The 16,768-nt window shown below is 73.0% G+C and carries 19 protein-coding genes; 11 read left to right on the top strand and 8 right to left on the bottom strand.

Features of this window, described 5'->3' with window-relative positions; translation table 11 throughout:
* Positions 1-6: 6 nt before the first annotated feature.
* Genes hisB through BKD30_RS09535 form a run of 5 tightly spaced genes read left to right on the top strand, consistent with a single transcriptional unit; the run spans position 7 to position 4,298 of the window.
* Entirely contained in the window at positions 7-615 is a 609-nt protein-coding gene (gene hisB, locus BKD30_RS09555) for an imidazoleglycerol-phosphate dehydratase HisB (RefSeq protein WP_076704247.1), read from the top strand.
* A complete protein-coding gene (hisH, locus tag BKD30_RS09550; RefSeq protein ID WP_076704246.1) occupies positions 612-1,250 on the top strand; it encodes an imidazole glycerol phosphate synthase subunit HisH in 639 nt (212 codons plus the stop codon). Before hisB ends, hisH begins: the two co-directional genes overlap by 4 nt.
* A 51-nt stretch (positions 1,251-1,301) precedes the next feature.
* Positions 1,302-2,072 carry a bifunctional 1-(5-phosphoribosyl)-5-((5-phosphoribosylamino)methylideneamino)imidazole-4-carboxamide isomerase/phosphoribosylanthranilate isomerase PriA gene (priA, locus tag BKD30_RS09545; protein ID WP_076704244.1) on the top strand — a complete coding sequence of 257 codons (771 nt, stop codon included), beginning with the start codon at positions 1,302-1,304 and terminating at the stop codon, positions 2,070-2,072.
* The gene (locus BKD30_RS09540; RefSeq protein WP_076704243.1) at positions 2,069-2,935 is read left to right on the top strand and encodes an SseB family protein; all 867 of its coding nucleotides are present in this window, start codon (positions 2,069-2,071) and stop codon (positions 2,933-2,935) included. Before priA ends, BKD30_RS09540 begins: the two co-directional genes overlap by 4 nt.
* 43 nt (positions 2,936-2,978) lie before the next feature.
* Positions 2,979-4,298: an MFS transporter gene (locus BKD30_RS09535; protein ID WP_076704365.1), complete on the top strand. Its 1,320-nt coding sequence runs from the start codon at positions 2,979-2,981 to the stop codon at positions 4,296-4,298.
* A gap of 9 nt (positions 4,299-4,307) precedes the next feature.
* Here the strand turns inward: BKD30_RS09535 and BKD30_RS09530 are convergent, their stop codons facing one another.
* Entirely contained in the window at positions 4,308-4,727 is a 420-nt protein-coding gene (locus tag BKD30_RS09530) for a DUF1844 domain-containing protein (protein WP_076704363.1), read from the bottom strand.
* A 358-nt stretch (positions 4,728-5,085) separates the two neighbouring features.
* Here BKD30_RS09530 and infC point away from each other — a divergent pair, with 358 nt between their 5' ends.
* The 4 genes from infC to BKD30_RS09510 all read left to right on the top strand — a co-directional run bounded on the left by infC (position 5,086) and on the right by BKD30_RS09510 (position 7,618).
* Positions 5,086-5,943 carry a translation initiation factor IF-3 gene (infC, locus tag BKD30_RS16875; RefSeq protein WP_408033371.1) on the top strand — a complete coding sequence of 286 codons (858 nt, stop codon included), beginning with the start codon at positions 5,086-5,088 and terminating at the stop codon, positions 5,941-5,943.
* Between the two features lie 109 nt (positions 5,944-6,052).
* On the top strand, positions 6,053-6,247 hold the full coding sequence (gene rpmI, locus BKD30_RS09520) for a 50S ribosomal protein L35 (RefSeq protein WP_076704241.1): 195 nt from the start codon (positions 6,053-6,055) through the stop codon (positions 6,245-6,247).
* A 64-nt stretch (positions 6,248-6,311) separates the two neighbouring features.
* Complete coding sequence (gene rplT / locus BKD30_RS09515) at positions 6,312-6,698, top strand: 50S ribosomal protein L20 (RefSeq protein ID WP_076704239.1); 387 nt, start codon at positions 6,312-6,314, stop codon at positions 6,696-6,698.
* A gap of 62 nt (positions 6,699-6,760) precedes the next feature.
* A complete protein-coding gene (locus BKD30_RS09510; protein ID WP_076704238.1) occupies positions 6,761-7,618 on the top strand; it encodes a TrmH family RNA methyltransferase in 858 nt (285 codons plus the stop codon).
* A gap of 60 nt (positions 7,619-7,678) precedes the next feature.
* On the opposite strand, the gene BKD30_RS09505 is transcribed toward BKD30_RS09510, so the two are convergent.
* Both BKD30_RS09505 and BKD30_RS09500 read right to left on the bottom strand, forming a co-directional pair.
* Positions 7,679-7,957, bottom strand: coding sequence for a GlsB/YeaQ/YmgE family stress response membrane protein (locus tag BKD30_RS09505; protein WP_076704360.1), 279 nt, complete (start codon positions 7,955-7,957; stop codon positions 7,679-7,681).
* Positions 7,958-8,052: 95 nt separating this feature from the next.
* Entirely contained in the window at positions 8,053-9,237 is a 1,185-nt protein-coding gene (locus tag BKD30_RS09500) for an MFS transporter (protein ID WP_235861611.1), read from the bottom strand.
* Between the two features lie 169 nt (positions 9,238-9,406).
* On the opposite strand from BKD30_RS09500, the gene BKD30_RS09495 reads away from it, so the two are divergent.
* The gene (locus tag BKD30_RS09495) at positions 9,407-9,622 is read left to right on the top strand and encodes a hypothetical protein (protein ID WP_076704236.1); all 216 of its coding nucleotides are present in this window, start codon (positions 9,407-9,409) and stop codon (positions 9,620-9,622) included.
* Positions 9,623-9,648: 26 nt separating this feature from the next.
* Entirely contained in the window at positions 9,649-11,475 is a 1,827-nt protein-coding gene (locus tag BKD30_RS09490; RefSeq protein ID WP_083956221.1) for a glycoside hydrolase family 13 protein, read from the top strand.
* Here the strand turns inward: BKD30_RS09490 and BKD30_RS09485 are convergent.
* From BKD30_RS09485 to aroA, 5 genes are read right to left on the bottom strand one after another with little or no spacing between them, the layout of a single operon-like run.
* A complete protein-coding gene (locus BKD30_RS09485) occupies positions 11,459-12,151 on the bottom strand; it encodes a metal-dependent transcriptional regulator (protein WP_076704357.1) in 693 nt (230 codons plus the stop codon). The two genes, BKD30_RS09490 and BKD30_RS09485, sit on opposite strands and share 17 nt — an antisense overlap.
* Positions 12,148-13,386 (bottom strand): Nramp family divalent metal transporter, encoded by a 1,239-nt coding sequence (locus BKD30_RS09480; RefSeq protein WP_076704234.1) that lies wholly within the window; start codon positions 13,384-13,386, stop codon positions 12,148-12,150. Before BKD30_RS09480 ends, BKD30_RS09485 begins: the two co-directional genes overlap by 4 nt.
* Before the next feature lie 45 nt (positions 13,387-13,431).
* Positions 13,432-14,271 carry a histidinol-phosphatase gene (hisN, locus tag BKD30_RS09475; RefSeq protein WP_076704354.1) on the bottom strand — a complete coding sequence of 280 codons (840 nt, stop codon included), beginning with the start codon at positions 14,269-14,271 and terminating at the stop codon, positions 13,432-13,434.
* 48 nt (positions 14,272-14,319) lie between these two features.
* On the bottom strand, positions 14,320-15,414 hold the full coding sequence (rsgA, locus tag BKD30_RS09470) for a ribosome small subunit-dependent GTPase A (protein WP_076704353.1): 1,095 nt from the start codon (positions 15,412-15,414) through the stop codon (positions 14,320-14,322).
* Positions 15,411-16,760 carry a 3-phosphoshikimate 1-carboxyvinyltransferase gene (gene aroA, locus BKD30_RS16380; RefSeq protein WP_076704233.1) on the bottom strand — a complete coding sequence of 450 codons (1,350 nt, stop codon included), beginning with the start codon at positions 16,758-16,760 and terminating at the stop codon, positions 15,411-15,413. Before aroA ends, rsgA begins: the two co-directional genes overlap by 4 nt.
* Between the last annotated feature and the right edge of the window lie 8 nt (positions 16,761-16,768).

Genomic DNA, 16,768 nt, shown 5'->3' with positions numbered 1-16,768 from the left:
ACTGCCATGACCACCCCATCCCGGACCGCCCGCCGGCAACGGACGACCAGCGAATCCTCCGTCACCGTCGAGCTCGACCTCGACGGCACCGGCGAGGGACGGATCGACACCTCGGTCCCGTTCTACGACCACATGCTGACGGCGTTGACCAAGCACGCCCTGATCGACCTGACCGTCCAGGCGACCGGTGACACGCACATCGACGTCCACCACACGGTCGAGGACGTGGCGATCACCCTCGGCGAGGCGTTGCGTGAAGCGCTCGGTGACAAGGCCGGCATCCGCCGCTTCGGCGAAGCCACCGTCCCCCTCGACGAGGCCCTCGCCCGCGCCGTCGTCGACATCTCCGGCCGGCCCTACCTCGTCCACACGGGCGAGCCCGCCGGGCAGGAGTACCACCTGATCGGCGGGCACTTCACCGGCTCGCTCACCCGGCACGTGTTCGAGGCCCTCGCCCTGCACGCCCACCTCTGCCTGCACGTGACCGTGCTCGGCGGACGGGATCCCCACCACATCGCCGAGGCCCAGTTCAAGGCGCTCGCCCGGGCACTGCGGGCGGCCGTCGAGCCGGACCCGAGGGTGCACGGCATCCCGTCGACGAAGGGCGCCCTGTGAGCGGCGCGCCGCGCGTCACCGTCCTGGACTACGGGTCCGGGAACATCCGCTCGGCCGTGCGCGCCCTGGAACGGGTCGGCGCCGACGTGACGCTGAGCCACGACCCGGCCGACGTGACCGAGGCCGCCGGCCTGGTGGTCCCCGGCGTCGGCGCGTTCGAGGCCGTCATGGACGGGTTGCGCGCCGTGGACGCGCCGCGCCTGATCGGTCGACGCATCGCCGGCAACCGGCCCGTGCTCGGCATCTGTGTCGGGATGCAGGTGATGTTCGAGCGCGGCGTCGAGCACGGCGTGCCCACCGACGGCCTGGGGGAGTGGCCCGGCACGGTCGAGCGGCTCGCCGCGGACGTCGTCCCGCACATGGGCTGGAACACGGTGGAACCGGCCGCCGACAGCGCGCTGTTCGCCGGGCTGGCCGACGAGCGCTTCTACTTCGTGCACTCCTACGGCGTGCAGGACTGGACGTTCGACGTCACCATCCCGACGATGGCCGCCCCGCGCGTCACCTGGAGCCGGCACGGCGGTCCGTTCATCGCCGCCGTCGAGAACGGGCCGCTCTCGGCCACCCAGTTCCACCCGGAGAAGTCCGCCGACGCCGGCGCGCAACTGCTGCGCAACTGGCTCGGCACCCTGTAGCCGACCCGGCACACCCTGACCGGCACCGCGCCGGAGAAGACGAGGACACGCATGACCCCGACCCCCGCGGCTCCCGATGTCGCCGACACGACCACCGGCCGGCTGATCCTGCTGCCGGCGGTCGACGTCGCCGACGGGCAGGCCGTCCGCCTGGTCCAGGGCGAGGCCGGCAGTGAGACCGCCTACGGCGACCCGGTGGAGGCCGCCCGCCAGTGGCAGGACGCCGGCGCCGAATGGGTGCACCTGGTGGACCTGGACGCCGCCTTCGGCCGCGGCTCCAACCGGGACCTGCTCGGCCGCGTCGTGCGGGACCTCGAGGTCCGCGTCGAGCTCTCCGGCGGCATCCGCGACGACGCGTCCCTGGAGCAGGCCGTCGCCCTCGGCGCCAGCCGCGTCAACCTCGGCACCGCCGCACTCGAGAACCCGGTGTGGACCGCGGCCGCGATCGAGAAGTACGGCGACGCGATCGCCGTCGGCCTCGACGTGCGCGGCACCACCCTCGCCGCCCGCGGCTGGACCCGCGACGGTGGTGACCTGTGGGACGTGCTGGCCCGGCTCGAGGACGCCGGTTGTGCCCGCTACGTGGTGACCGACGTGACGAAGGACGGCACGATGCGCGGACCCAACCTGGACCTGCTCGGTCAGGTGCTCGCCCGCACGGGCAAGCCCGTCGTCGCCTCCGGCGGCATCTCCACGCTCGACGACCTCACCGCGCTGCGCGCGCTCGTGCCCCGGGGACTCGAAGGAGCGATCGTCGGCAAGGCGCTGTACGCGGGCGCGTTCACGCTGCCCGAGGCGCTGGACGTGGCCGGCCGGCCGTGAGCCGTGAACTGCCGGGGCACATCCGGGCCCTGCTCGACGCCGCGGGCGGCCCCGCCGACTCGGCCGGCATCCCGTGGGCGGGCCGGAACCTCGGCCCCGATGCGGCCGCTCCCTCGACCCACGCCGACGACGACGGGTCCGCCGACGTTCGGGTGAACGCCGCGCTCGACGAGCTGCGCGCCGGTCGCGCCGGCGAGGACGCCGTCGTGGACGCGCTCCGGGAAGCGCGGATCTTCGTTCCGCTGATCGCCGGCGTCGCCGCCCCCCACGGAGGTGACCCGGAGGCTGCGCCGGTGCCCGTCTCCGACAAGGAGGCGGAGCTGTCCCTGGTGACGATCGCCGCCCCCGACGGGCGCACCGTGCTGCCCGTCTTCAGCTCCGTGGACACGCTGCGGGGTTGGCACCCGGACGCGCGCCCGATCCCGACCTGGGCGCCCCGAGCCGCCCTGGCCGCGGCCGCGGAAGGCGCCCAGCTGATGGTGCTCGACCCCGGTGCGGCGATCAGCTTCGTCGTGCGCCGGCCCGCGCTGTGGGCCCTGGCGCAGCAGAAGCCGTGGACGCCGTCGTACACCGACGCCGCCGTCGCCGCCGCCGCGCGCGGTGCTACAGTGAGCGAGCCCGCGGTCCTGCAGGTCGATTGCACGGCGGGCCGGGGCGTGGTCAGCGCCGCCCTCGACGGCACCCGGGTCCCCGGCGGTGGCCCCGGACCGGAACTGCGCATCGGTCTCACCCTGCGCGCCGGCCTCGACCGTCACGACCTCGACGCCACCGTGCGCCGGATCCAGGAGCGACTGGCCGCCGACCCCGTGTTCGCCGACGGCGTCGATTCGATTGAACTGCGGATCGTGGCCGCACCCACCTGACCCGCGCCCCGAGCCGGGACGAGACGACAGGACGATGTCCGCGATGAGGACGACGACGTTCGCCCGGTACGGCACGCTGCTGGCACAGCCACCGATCCGCCGCCTGCTGATCGTGGGCATGCTCGCCCGCGTCCCGCACGCGGCGGCCGGTGTGATGCTCACGCTGCACGTCGTCGACTCCCTCCAGCGCGGCTTCACCGCCGCCGGCATCGTCGCCACCGCGATCACGATCGGCCTGGCCGTGGGCGCCCCCTGGCGCGGCCACCGGGTCGACACGGTCGGGCTGCGGCGGGCCCTGATTCCCTCCGTGGTGGCCGAGGTGGGCATCTGGTCGGTGGCGCCGTTCCTGCCCTACGAACTGTTGATCCCGGCCGCCGTGCTCGGCGGTCTGTTCGCCCTGCCGGTCTTCTCCGTCGTCCGCCAGTCCCTGGCCGTCCTCGTCCCCGAGGAGCAGCGCCGCACCGCCTACGCCATCGACTCCATGGGCACCGAGCTCGTGTTCGTCATCGGCCCGGCCACCGGCGTCCTGCTGGCCACCACCGTGGGCACCCAGGTGGGCCTCGTGCTGGTCGGCGTGTGCGCCTCCCTGGCCGGGGCCCTCTTGATGTGGTTCAACCCGCCCACCCGGTCCAGCCAGGTCGGCCGGCGCGACGACGCCACCGCCGACGAACGACGTCGGCGGCAGGACACGGAGGCGATGCAGACGCTGGCCCCGGCCGAGGTGGCCGCCGCCACGGACGCCATCACGTCGTCCCTGCCGCTGATCACCGCGTCGCAGCCGGTGGTGGGCAGCCGCCGGCGGAGTTGGCTGACCCCGGCGATCGTCGCCGTGCTCGGGGCGGCGGCCGCGGTCGGCCTGCTGCTCTCCGGCACCGACGTCGGTTTCGTCGCCGTGCTCCGCGAGTCGGACGACGTCGATTCCCTCGGTCTGGTGTTCCTGTTCTGGTGCCTGGCCTCGGTGGTCGGCGGCCTGACCTACGGTGTGCTGGACCGGCCGGTATCTCCGTTGTTGTTGCTGGCCGGGATGAGCCTGGTGACCATCCCGCTGGCCCTCGCCACCGACCCGCTCACCCTCGGCCTGCTGTCCATCCTGCCGGGCCTGCTGTGCGCCCCGACGCTGACGGCCTGCAGCGAACGGGTCGCGGACCTGGTGGGGGAGGCGCGGCGCGGACAGGCGATGGGCTGGTACGGCTCGGCGCTGACCACGGGCAGCGCGCTCGGCTCCCCGACGATCGGTATCGCGATCGACGTGTTCGGGCCCGGCGCCGGCTTCATCGGTGCCGGCTCCCTGGCGCTGGTGCTCGCCCTGGTGGGGTTGGCCCTCGTGGGCGGTCGGGCACGCGTCGATCGCCGCCGCGGTTGAGCGCGACGGTCAGTTGACCGGCCCGGTGAACTTCTCGCCCGGCCCCTGACCGGGCTTGTCCGGGATGGCCGAGGCCTCACGGAAGGCCAGTTGCAGCGACCGTAGACCGTCGCGCAACGGGCCGGCGTGCTGGCTGCCGATCTCCGGGGCGGCGGCGGTGACGAACCCGGCCAGGGCAGTGATCAGTTTCCGCGCCTCGTCCAGGTCGGTCAGCGACGCCGCGTCGTCGCCGTCGGCCAGCCCGCACTTGACCGCCGCCGCGCTCATCAGGTGCACCGCGGCCGTCGTGATCACCTCGACCGCCGGGACCTCGGCGATGTCCCGCAGCTGCGCTTGAGCAGAATCACCGGCCCCATCGCCGGTGTGGGCGTGCGCGTCGTGGTGGTCGTGCGGTGCGGGCGGGGTGGGATTCTGGTCCGGAAAGCTCATGATGGTAAGCTTGGCACAGACCAGCGGCCCGCCCTGAGCGGGCCGTTTGCAAGCGGAGGCTTCTCCCACCCGCGACGGCCCGTTCGACAGTGCGGCCGCCGGGTTCCGGTCGGGCACCAGGCTCCTTGGATCAAGGACCCGGCGTGCGGTGCGGCGTCGTTCCACGGCGTCCTCGTCGTCGGTCCGTGACCCGCTCGCGTGGTCCTCCCGCTCCTTCCGAAGCCTCCGTGTGCATGCGCAGACGGAGGCTTTTCGTGTGCGTGGGGTCTTCACGCCCCCGCGGCGTGAATCGCCAACCGACTACAGGAGCAAACAGATTAGCGATCCCCGAATCAATGATCGTATCCGCGTCCCCGAGGTGCGGCTCGTCGGGCCTGCCGGTGAGCAGGTAGGCATCGTCCGCATCGAGGACGCCCTCCGACTGGCCGCAGAGTCCGACCTCGATCTGGTCGAGGTCGCCCCGCAGGCCAAGCCGCCCGTCGCGAAGCTGATGGATTTCGGCAAGTACAAGTACGAGGCTGCGGTGAAGGCGCGCGAGGCGCGCAAGAACCAGACCAACACCGTGCTCAAGGAGATCCGGTTCCGGCTGAAGATCGACCGGCACGACTACGACACCAAGGTCGGCCACGCGTTGCGCTTCCTCGGTGCCGGCGACAAGGTCAAGGCCATGATCCAGTTCCGCGGCCGGGAACAGCAGCGTCCCGAGATGGGCATCCGCCTGCTGGATCGGCTGGCGACCGACGTCGCCGAGGTCGGCTCCGTCGAGTCCACGCCGCGGATCGACGGACGCAACATGGTGATGGTCATCGGACCGCTCAAGAACAAGGCCGACGCCCGCCGCGCCGCCCAGCGCGAGGAACGCCGCGAGTCGAAGAGCCGGGCCGATAGCCGGGTGGAGACGAGCGAGCAGGCGCCGATGACCCAGAGCATCGGCGACGCGCTGCGATCGGCCGGCGGTGGTGCGACCGTGGAGACGGCGCCGGCGCCGACGGCGACCCCGGTCGACACGACGGCTGAGTCGGCACCCGCAGCGGTGCAGGCGACGGAACCCGCTGCCGCGGCACCGGCCGTCGAGAGCCCTGTCGTCGAGACTGCCACGTCGAAGCCCGCCGCGGCGCCGACGTCGGCGGCCTCCAAGCCCGCCGCCGCGCCGAAGCCGTCGGCGCCCAGGCCATCGGCCCCGAAACCGGGCCCCAAGCCCGGCGGACGGAAGTAAGCCACCACCTCGCCCGGCAATCGATCGGGTCACCCACGGACGGGTCCCGACCAGGACCCAGGAATGCGCCGCGACTCGTCGCGGCCCGATGAAGAAACGGAGACGGCCGATGCCGAAGCAGAAGACTCACAGCGGGGCCAAGAAGCGATTCAAGGTCACCGGCAGCGGCAAGCTGCGCCGCCAGCAGTCCAGCATGCGCCACAACTTCGAGCGCAAGCCCAGCACCCTGACCCGCCGTCTGTCCATGGACAAGGACGTGTCCCCGGCGGACACCAAGACCATCAAGCGGATGCTGGGTCTGTAGACAGACCCGCTCGACAGACGAATTCCACGGGGTTCGCCCCGTCACCAAGTAAAGGAGTAGACACGTGGCACGTGTGAAGCGGGCGGTCAACGCCCACAAGAAGCGCCGGGAGACCCTGGACCGGGCGAGTGGCTACCGCGGTCAGCGGTCGCGGCTGTACCGCAAGGCCAAGGAGCAGGTCACCAAGTCGTTCACCTACAGCTACCGGGATCGCCGGGCGCGGAAGGGCGACTTCCGCCGGCTGTGGATCCAGCGCATCAACGCCGCGGCTCGCGCGAACGGCATCACCTACAACCGGTTCATCCAGGGTCTGCGCCTGGCCGAGATCGAGGTGGACCGCCGGATGCTCGCCGAGCTGGCCGTCAACGACGAGGCGGCCTTCACCGCGCTCGTCGCGCTCGCCAAGGATGCCCTGCCCGCCGACACGTCGGCGCCGGCGACCGCAGCCTGAGGCGCACCATCTCGCGGGCGGAACGGGGCACCGGCCCGACGGAGCGCCCGGACAGCGCCGTCATGTCCCACCCCGGAGCCGACCGGGTCAGGGAGGTGGCGCGCCTGGCCGGGCGCTCCGCGCGTTCGCGGCGCCGCGCGTTCCTCGCGGAAGGTCCGCAGGCCGTCCGGGAAGCCCTGCGCCGGCATCGCGCCGGCAACCGAACCGTGGAGCAGGTGTTCGCCACCGACGACGCCCTGGCCCGCCACCCGGAACTGGGCGAGCCCGCCGACGGGGTCGTCCTGCGTCGGGTGACGTCGGAGGTCCTGGCGGCCATGAGCGACACCGTCACCCCGCAGGGGGTCGTCGCCGTCTGCCGGATGGTCGACGTGGGTCTGGACGAGGTACTGGCAGGCGATCCCCGCCTGATCGCGGTGCTGTGCCAGGTCCGCGACCCCGGCAACGCGGGGACCGTGCTCCGGGCCGCCGACGCGGCCGGGGCCGACGCGGTGATCCTCACCCGGGGCAGCGTGGACCTCTACAACCCCAAGACCGTCCGCTCGACCGTCGGGTCCCTCTTCCACCTGCCCGTCGTCCTCGGTGTCCCGTTCGCGGGTCTGGCCGACCGGCTACGGGCATCCGCGGTGACCCTGCTGGCGGCGGACGGCTACGGCAGTACCGACCTGGACGCGCTGCAGGACGCCGCCGCGGCCCGTCGACTGATCCGTCGCGAGACGGCGGCGGCACCGACCGAGGGCCTCGCGCTGGAGGCGCCGACGGCGTGGCTGTTCGGCAACGAAGCGCACGGCCTGGCGGAGGACGAACGGAGCGCCGCGCACGCGCGGGTTCGGGTGCCGGTGTACGGGGCGGCGGAGAGCCTCAACGTCGGCACCGCGGCCACGGTCTGCCTGTACGCCTCCGCGCGCGCCCAGCGCCGCTGAGGAGCCAGCACACACGGACGGCCCGGACCGATGTCCGGGCCGTCCGTGGGTGCAGGCGGGTCAGGCGCGGTTGCGTGCGCCCGTCCGCCCCCGGATCCACTGCCAGATCGCGGCGACGATGACGCCGCCGATGATGGCGAAGATCCAGGTGCCGATGCTGAAGAACTCCCGATTGACGTTGATGCCGAAGATCGCACTGGCGATCCAGCCGCCGAGCAGAGCTCCGATGATGCCCAGGATCAGGGTGGCGATCCACCCACCGCCCTGACGTCCCGGCAGGATCGCCTTGGCGATGGCGCCGGCGATCAGACCGAGCACGATCCACGCAATGATGCCCATGATGTCCTCCATCCTCAGGGTGCTGATGATCCAAGTATGGCATCACCGGGGTGACCTGCGCGTCCGCTTCCGCCGCCGGCATGTCGAGCGGGGTGTCAGGCGCTCGCGCTGCCCGTCCGCCGCTGCCGGAGCACGCTGAGCCCGAGGATCGGCAGGCCGGCCGCGGCCAGGAGTGAGCCCAGCACGATCGGGGCGACGAGGCCGAGCCCGAGAGAGATCACCAGTCCGCCGAGGAACGCACCGAGGGCGTTGGCGATGTTCAGGGCGGAATGATTCAGCGCCGCGGCCAGGGTCTGCGCATCGGCGGCGACGTCCATCAGCCGCGCCTGCAGGCCGGGTACCAGGACGGAGCCACTCGCGCCGATCAGCAGGACCAGCAGCAGCGCGGTCACGGGCCAGTGCACGAGCACGGCGAACACGGCCAGCAGCGCGCACGTCACCACCAGGCCCAGCACGATGCCGCCGATCACGGACCGGTCGGCCAGCCGGCCGCCGATCAGGTTGCCGAGCACCATGCCCAACCCGTACAACCCGACGACGAGCGGCAACCACGCGGCGTCGAGCCCGGTCACCGACGTCATGATCGGGCCGATGTAGGAGTACATGGCGAAGAAGCCACCGAACCCCACCACCCCGGTGAGCAGCGCGTACCAGACCTGGGGCCGGCGCAACGCCCCGAGTTCACGCAGCGGGCTCGCGCCCGGGTCCGCCGGCAGGAACGGGACGATACGGCCGATCAGGACGACGGCGAGGACACCGATGAAAGCGACGAACACGAACATCCAGCGCCAACCGAACGTCTGACCGAGCCAGGTGGCGGCCGGGACGCCGACGACGTTCGCCACGGACAGGCCCATCATCACCATCGCGATCGCGTGCGCCCGGCGGGTGGCCGGTGCCAGCGACGCGGCGATGAGCGCCGCCACCCCGAAGTAGGCACCGTGCGGCAGCCCGGCGACGAACCGGGTGAGCACGAGCCACGGGTACGTGGGCGCGAAGAAGGCGCTGAGATTCCCGACGGTGAACAACACCATCAGCCACACCGCGAGGTGCTTGCGGGGGATCCGGGTGCCGAGCGTCGCCAGGACCGGGGCGCCGACGACGACGCCGAGGGCGTAGGCCGAGATCACGTGCCCGGCGTCGGAGATGCTCACGGCCAGGTCGTCCGCCGCGTTCTGCAGCAGGCCCATCATGGCGAACTCGGTCACGCCGATACCGAAACCGCCGACCGCCAGCGCGAGGATCGCGTTACGCAGCACGTGCGGTTGCGAGACCCGCACCAGCGGGTGGGATCCGGTTCGCGGGGTGGGGGACGCGGTGTGCTGCTGCTGCGCGGCGGCTGACGGGTTCACCGGTGAAGTCTAGGGGCTGTCAACGGGATGTCGTGTCCCAACCAGACGGCGGCAGCGGGGGAGCCGCCCGGCGAGCGTCCGGCCCTACACTGGACCCGTGAGCTGGACGGACGACCGGCCGCCGTGGTTGCCGCCGATCCCGCCTCCCCAGCCGGGGCGGTGGCTGATCGTGATCGGGCTGATCATCCTGTCCGGGTCGTTCGTGTTCATCCTCGCCGTGACCGTGGTGGGCGGCACCCACACCCTCTACACGCTGCTCGCGATCGTCGTCGGGCTCGCGTTCCTGCTCGGCGGTCTGCTCCGCCGCCGTTGACCGTCACCACCTGACATCATGGGTCGATGACCGCAGACCCCACCGCCCGGACCGTGCCCGCCCCGTCCGCCGCCTTCCCCGACCCGGCCGACGCGCCCTGGTGGACGCGGGCGGTCGTCTACCAGATCTACCCGCGCAGCTTCGCCGACGGCGACGGCGACGGCTTCGGCGACCTGACCGGCATCGCCTCCCGGCTGGACCACCTCGCCGACCTCGGCGTCGACGTCATCTGGCTCTCCCCGATCTACCCGTCCCCGCAGCACGACAACGGCTACGACATCGCCGACTACCAGGGCATCGACCCCCGGTTCGGCACGCTCGAACAGTTCGACCAGCTGCTCGCCGCGGTGCACGAGCGGGGCATGAAGCTGATCATGGACCTCGTCGTCAACCACACCTCCGACGAGCACGCCTGGTTCCGCGAGTCCCGGTCCGCCCGCACCGCGGCCAAACGCGACTGGTACATCTGGCGGGATCCCCGCCCCGGCTGCACCGGCGGCAGCCCGGGCGCCGAGCCGACCAACTGGCGGTCGTTCTTCTCCGGCCCGGCCTGGCAGTGGGACGAGGCCACCGGGCAGTATTATCTGCGCCTGTTCGCCTCCCAGCAGCCGGACCTGAACTGGGACCACCCGGACGTGCGGCGGGCCGTGTACGCCATGATGCGCTGGTGGCTGGACCGGGGTGTGGACGGCTTCCGGATGGACGTGATCAACCTGATCTCCAAGGGCGCGTTCGTCGACGTCGAGCCCGTCGCCTCCCCGATGCCGCTCGGGGCCGAGCAGTACGCGAACGGCCCCCGAGTGCACGAGTACCTGCGCGAGATGCACCGGGAGGTGTTCGCCGGCCGGGACGCCGAGTTGATGACGGTGGGGGAGACCCCCGGCACGCCGCTGGAACAGGCCCAGCTGTACACCGACCCGACCCGCGGCGAGGTCGACATGATCTTCCAGTTCGAGCACGTCGGCCTGGACCACGGCAAGGGCGGCAAATGGGACCCGGCCACCCTGAACCTGCGCCACCTCAAGGCCAACCTGGCCCGGTGGCAGGACGGTCTGGCCGGCCGGGGCTGGAACTCCCTGTACCTGAACAACCACGACCAGCCGCGCCTGGTCTCCCGGTTCGGCGACGACGGCCAGGCCCTCGAGGAGCGGGGGGACGTCGAGCACGGGAACCGGGTGCGGTACGCCTCGGCCACGGCGTGGGCGGCGGTGCTGCACCTGCAGTGCGGGACGCCGTTCATCTACCAGGGCGAGGAGTTCGGGATGACGAACGTCCCGTTCAGCGGGATCGAGGATTTCCACGACGTCGAGGCGATCAACCACTACACGGAGGCGGTGACCGCGCGGGGCGCCGACCCCCGGGACGTGCTGGCCGCGCTGCGGCTGATGACCCGGGACAACGCGCGGACCCCGGTGCAGTGGGACGCCTCGGTGCACGGCGGCTTCAGCGCCGGATCGGAGCGGCCGGACGTGACGCCGTGGATGCCGGTGAACCCCAACTACGCGACCATCAACGCCGCCGCCGACCGGGCCTCGGACCGGTCGATCTTCCGCTTCTACCAGCGGCTGATCGAGCTGCGGCACACCGACGACGTCGTCGCCTTCGGCCGGTTCCACCTGCTCGAGCCCGACCACGAGCAGCTGTTCGCCTACACCCGGACCCTGGGTGAGCGCACCCTCCTCCTCACCGCGAACCTCAGTGGCGGACCATGTGTCCTGCCGCCGTCGTGCCGACCGGCGGACGCCACGCCGGTGCTGGCCAACCTGGCGGAGCCGGCAGCCGAACCGGCAGCGGACCCGGCCGTCCTGCAGCCCTGGGAGGCCCGGGTGGTGGAGGTCAGGAACGCTGGCTGAGCGTGCAACCCGGGTGCTCGCCGCGGTCGACGGCCCACACGGCGGCGACCGCCGCTGCGGAGAGGGCCACCTCGTCGCCGTCGTCGAGCCGCGCCCGCAGGCCCGACCCGACGGTCAGTCCGGTGCCGAGCCCGATCCGCGCGGCGGCGAGGTCGCGCAGCAGCGCCGGATCCGCGTCGCTGACCCGGCGAACGGCGACCCGATGACCGGCGTCGAAACCGGCGAGCGGCCGCGCGTTGACCGGGGCCACCGTGCCGTCCCGGCGGGGGATCGGGTCCCCGTGGGGATCGTGCTCCGGGTCGCCGAGCCGGTCCGCGATCGCCTCGATCAGCCGGTCGGAGACGGCGTGCTCGAGCCGTTCCGCCTCGTCGTGCACCTCGTCCCAGCCGTACCCCAGCTCCGCCGCGAGCCAGGTCTCCAGCACCCGGTGCCGGCGGATCATGGCCACCGCCAGACTCCGCCCGGCCGGGGTCAACTCGACGGGCCGGTACGGGCGGTGCCGGACCAGGCCACGCTGGTCCAGGCGGCGCACCATCTCCGAGGCGGACGCCGCGGTGACGCCCAGCCGGGCGGCCAGGGCCGTCGTCGTGATCGGTGCCGCCTGCCATTCGGTGTGGGCGTGGATCACCTTGACGTAGTCCTGGACACTGGCCGAGGAGCGGGCCGGAGCGCTCATCCGGCCGTCCCCGTGACGGTCAGCCACAACAGCACGACATTGAGCGCGACGATCAACGCCACCGCCGCCCAGGCCAGGACCCGGGTCACCGCCGGGTCCCGGTACCGGCCCATCAGGGCGGGCAGGCCGGTGTACCGCAGCAGCGGGATCACGGCGAACGGGATGCCGAAGGAGAGCACCACCTGCGAGATGACCAGCGCCCAGGTGGGGTCCACTCCCGCGGCCAGCAGGCCGATGGCCGGCACCAGCGTCAGGGCGCGCCGGAGAAGCAGGGGGATCCGCAACCGCAGCAGGCCGCCCATGATGACCGCGCCGGCGTAGCAGCCCACGGACGTCGACGCCAGGCCCGAGGCGAGCAGCCCCAGCGCGAACAGGACCCCGACGACGGGGCCCAGGGCGGTGACGACGGCGGCATGGGCCCCGGCGATGGTGTCGGTGCCCTGCACCCCGCCCAGCGTCGAGGCGGCGAGCAACAGCATCCCGATGTTGACCGCCCCGGCCAGGACGAGGGCGCCACCGACGTCGAACCGCGTGGCCCGCAGGACGAGTCCGGTGTCCCGCGCGGTGTGGTGCCGGTCCCGGCTGAGCGCGGAGTGGACGTACACCGCGTGCGGCATCACCGTCGCTCCGAGCATGCTGGCGGCCAGCAGCACCGAGTCCGGACCGGCGAACCGCGGCACCAGGCCGCCGACGACGGCCCCGGCGTCGGGCGGGCTGATCACCAGGCCGGTGAGGAAGCCGAGGGTGATGACGCCGAGCATCCCGACGACCACCCGCTCGAAGGGCCGTTGCCCGTGCCGGCTCTGCACCAGCAACACCGCCATCGAGACCAGCCCGACGATCGCGCCACCGACGGGCAGGGGGAGCCCGAACAGCAGCTGCAGGGCGATCGCCCCGCCGACCACCTCGGCCAGGTCGGTGGCCAGGGCGACCAGTTCCGCCTGCACCCAGAAGGCCCGACGCGGCCAGGCGGAGAGCCGGTCGCCCAGCAACTCCGGCAGGGATCGCCCGGTGACGATGCCCAGCTTGGCGGACTGGTACTGCACCAGGACCGCCACCGCGTTCGCCGCGACCAGCACCCAGACGAGCAGGTAGCCGAACTTTGCCCCGGACGTGAGGTTCGCGGCCACGTTGCCCGGATCGACGTACGCGACGGCGGCGACGAAGGCCGGTCCGAGCAGGGCAACGGTCGGCCACCGGGCCGGCCGGCGGACCCGCACGGCAGAGTTAGGCATACCTGAAAGTTACCGGCGGCCCGGGCCCACGGCAATGCTTCCGGTTCAGCCCTGGCCGGGGGTGAGGGCGAGTTCGTCCAGGCCGGGGTTGAGCAGGCGCAGGACGTCGGTGTGCAGCCGGGCGTTGGTGGCCAGCGCGTTGGCGCCGAAGGGCCCGTCGACGCCGTCGAGGGAGGTGAACCGGCCCCCGGCCTCGGTGACGATCGGGACCAGGGCCGCCATGTCGTGCAGGTTCAGTTCGGGTTCACACGCGATGTCGACGCTGCCCTCGGCGACCAGACAGTAGGACCAGAAGTCCCCGTAGGCGCGGGTACGCCAGACCGCGTCGGTGAGGCCGAGGAACCGGTCCAGGCCGCCCCGTTCGCGCCAACCGCTCAGCGAGGAGTAGGAGAGGGACGCGTCGGCGAGGGTCCTGACGTCCGAGACCCGCAGCCGGGTGGCCGCGGCCAGGGACCGACCGGTGAACGCCCCGCTGCCGGCCGCGGCCCACCAGCGCTTGTTCAGCGCCGGGGCGGAGACGACGCCGACCACGGGCCGCTCCTCGTCGATCAGCGCGATCAGGGTCGCCCACACCGGCACGCCACGGACGAAGTTCTTCGTGCCGTCGATCGGGTCGATGACCCAGCGGCGCGGACCGGATCCGGTGGATCCGAACTCCTCTCCGAGCACGGCGTCCCGGGGTCGGACCCGGGCCAGCTGGGCACGGATCGACTCCTCCGCGGCGGTGTCGGCGTCGGTGACCGGCGTCATGTCCGGCTTCGTCTCCACGGTCAGGTCCTGCGCCTTGAACCGCGCCATCGTCTGCGCGTCGACCGCGTCGGCGATCACGTGCGCGAGGCGCAGGTCTTCGGTCCAGGACGACGAGGGCCGGTCGCGAGTGATCATGCTCTTCACGCTATCGTCTGCCTCGCCGGATACGGTGCCAGGACCCGGCTAGGAACCGAGTTCCTTCTCGGGGGCCGGCTCCGTCTCGGCGACGCCGAGCAGCCGACGGAACGACGCCAGCCGGGCGGGGCCGGCGGCACCGGCGCCGCCCGCCGCGACCCACGCGTCGAGCTCGCAGCCGTCCTCCGGTCTGCGGTGCTCGCACCCGCGTGGGCAGTCCTCCGCGCCGGGCGCCAGGTCGTCGAACGCCCGCAGCAGGTTGTCGGCGGAGACGTGCGCCAGCCCGAAGGACCGGATGCCCGGCGTGTCGATGATCCAGCTGCCGGGGGTGGCGTCGGCCAGCCTGATCGCCAGCGCGGAGGAGGACGTGTGCCGGCCGCGGCCGGTGACGTCGTTGACCGAGCCGGTGGCGCGGTCGGCGGCGGAGAGCGCGTTGACGAGCGTGGATTTGCCGACGCCCGAGTGGCCGATCAGCACACTGATCCGCCCGTCCAGCAGGGCGTGCAGGCGGCCGACGGCGGTGGCGTCCAGGGCGGCGTCGGGTCCCGCCCCGGTGGCTTCCGGCCGGCCACTCGCTCCACCGGTGCGGCTGATCACCACCGGCAGGTCCACGTGGGCGTAGCGCGCCAGGAACGGGGCCGGGTCGGCGAGGTCGGCCTTGGTCAGGCACAGCAGGGGGGTGATGCCCGCGTCGTAGGCGGCCACGAGGGCGCGGTCCACGAACCCGGTGCGCGGTTCGGGCCGGGCCGCGGCGGTGACGATGACGAGCTGGTCGGCGTTGGCAACGACGACGCGTTCGACCGGGTCGGTGTCGTCCGCGCTGCGGCGCAGCACCGTGCGGCGGTCCCGGATCCGGACCAGCCGCGCCAGGGTGTCCGCGGTGCCGCTGACGTCACCGACGAGGTCGACCGCGTCGCCGGGCACGATCGCGGTGCGTCGCAGTTCGCGGGCGCGGGCGGCGATGACGACGCGTTCGTCCGGCGTGTCCTCGGCGACGACGGTCGTGTACCGGCCCCGGTCCACGGTGATGACGCGCCCGACGACGGCGTCCCGGTGTTCGGGCCGGTCCTTCGTCCGGGGTCGGGTGCCGCGCCGGTTGGGCCGGACCCGGACGTCCGACTCGTCCCACTCGCGGCCGCTCACCGGCTTCTGCCGCCCGTGAGCATCCGCGCCCACAGGTCGGGGAACTCGGGCAGGGTCTTGGCGGTGGTCGCGATGTCCGCCACCCGCGTCCCGGGGGTGACCAGACCGAGCACCGCGCCGAAGGTGGCCATCCGGTGGTCGGCGTAGCTGTGGATGTCGGCGGCGTGCAGCCGGCCGCCGTCGACGACCAGGCCGTCCTCCGTCTCGGTGGTCGGCGCGCCGGCGCGGGTCAGTTCGGTGCGCAGCGCGGCGAGCCGGTCCGTCTCGTGCCCGCGCAGGTGCGCGATGCCGTGCAGCCGGGAACGACCGGGCGCGACCGCGGCCAGCGCCGCGACGGTGGGGGCCAGCTCGCCCGCGGCCGAGAGATCGAGGTCGACGGGGCGCAGCCGGGCCGGTCCGGTGACGGTGAGCCGGCCGGGACCGGACGTGACGGTGGCCCCGAAGGCGGGCAGGATTCGCCGCCAGTGGTCCCCGCCCTGGGTGGTGCGCTCGGGCCAGCCGGTGATGGTGACCCGCCCGCCCGTGACCAGCGCCGCGGCCAGGAACGGGCCGGCGTTGGACAGGTCGGGCTCGATGGCGACGTCGAAGGGCCGGACCGCGCCCGGTTCGACCGTCCAGACGTCGGGCGTGCCGTCGTCGACGGCGACGCCGACCGCACGCAGCGCCTGCACGGTCATCTGCACGTGGGGCAGGCTGGGGATCGGCGGGCCCGCGTGTTCGAGGCGGAGCCCCGCCGCGAAGCGAGCAGCGGCGAGCAGCAACGCGGAGACGAACTGGGAGGAGGCGCTGGCGTCGATGACCACGCGCCCGCCGGTCACGGCGCCCGTGCCGTCCACGGTGAAGGGCAGGGCGCCCCGACCGTCGTCGTCGACCGTGACGCCGAGCGCGCGCAGCCCGTCCAGAACGGCGCCCATGGGTCGGTGGCGCGCCGCCTCGTCGCCGTCGAACCGCACCGGGCCCCCGGTCAGGGCCGCCAGCGGTGGCACGAACCGCATCACGGTGCCGGCGAGGCCGCAGTCGACCGAGCGGGCCGGGGTCGCGCTCGCCGCCGGACCGCTCGGCAGGGGGGTGGTGAACTGCCAGTCGGGACCGAAGCCGCCCGGCCCGGGAATCTCGTCGACCCGGGCGCCGAGGGCGCGGACCGCGGCCAGCATCAGCTCCGTGTCACGGGAGTGCAGCGGGGCGCGCAGGCGGGAGCCGCCACCGGCGAGGGCCCCGAGGACGAGGTACCGGTTGGTGAGGGACTTGGAGCCGGGGACGGCGAGCACGGCGTCCACGGGCCGGGTCGCCGACGGAGCCTCCCACCAGGGGAGGCTCCGTCGTGGCGTGTCGGCCGTACCGGTCATCGGGGGCC

The sequence above is a fragment of the Tersicoccus phoenicis genome (assembly GCF_001968835.1).
Taxonomy (GTDB): Bacteria; Actinomycetota; Actinomycetes; order Actinomycetales; family Micrococcaceae; genus Tersicoccus; species Tersicoccus phoenicis.
Note: the sequence above shows the minus strand (reverse complement) of the source record. Positions and strands in the feature narration are given on the sequence as shown.

Excerpts from the sequence above, each read along its gene's own strand:
- BKD30_RS09530 (WP_076704363.1), bottom strand. The coding sequence starts at position 4,727 with ATGAGCTTTCCGGACCAGAATCCCACCCCGCCCGCACCGCACGACCAC.
- hisN (WP_076704354.1), bottom strand. The coding sequence starts at position 14,271 with ATGATCACTCGCGACCGGCCCTCGTCGTCCTGGACCGAAGACCTGCGC.
- aroA (WP_076704233.1), bottom strand. The coding sequence starts at position 16,760 with ATGACCGGTACGGCCGACACGCCACGACGGAGCCTCCCCTGGTGGGAG.
- priA (WP_076704244.1), top strand. The coding sequence starts at position 1,302 with ATGACCCCGACCCCCGCGGCTCCCGATGTCGCCGACACGACCACCGGC.
- BKD30_RS09505 (WP_076704360.1), bottom strand. The coding sequence starts at position 7,957 with ATGGGCATCATTGCGTGGATCGTGCTCGGTCTGATCGCCGGCGCCATC.
- hisB (WP_076704247.1), top strand. The coding sequence starts at position 7 with ATGACCACCCCATCCCGGACCGCCCGCCGGCAACGGACGACCAGCGAA.
- BKD30_RS09485 (WP_076704357.1), bottom strand. The coding sequence starts at position 12,151 with ATGAGCGCTCCGGCCCGCTCCTCGGCCAGTGTCCAGGACTACGTCAAG.
- BKD30_RS09510 (WP_076704238.1), top strand. The coding sequence starts at position 6,761 with ATGTCCCACCCCGGAGCCGACCGGGTCAGGGAGGTGGCGCGCCTGGCC.
- BKD30_RS09535 (WP_076704365.1), top strand. The coding sequence starts at position 2,979 with ATGAGGACGACGACGTTCGCCCGGTACGGCACGCTGCTGGCACAGCCA.
- BKD30_RS09480 (WP_076704234.1), bottom strand. The coding sequence starts at position 13,386 with ATGCCTAACTCTGCCGTGCGGGTCCGCCGGCCGGCCCGGTGGCCGACC.
- BKD30_RS09490 (WP_083956221.1), top strand. The coding sequence starts at position 9,649 with ATGACCGCAGACCCCACCGCCCGGACCGTGCCCGCCCCGTCCGCCGCC.
- rpmI (WP_076704241.1), top strand. The coding sequence starts at position 6,053 with ATGCCGAAGCAGAAGACTCACAGCGGGGCCAAGAAGCGATTCAAGGTC.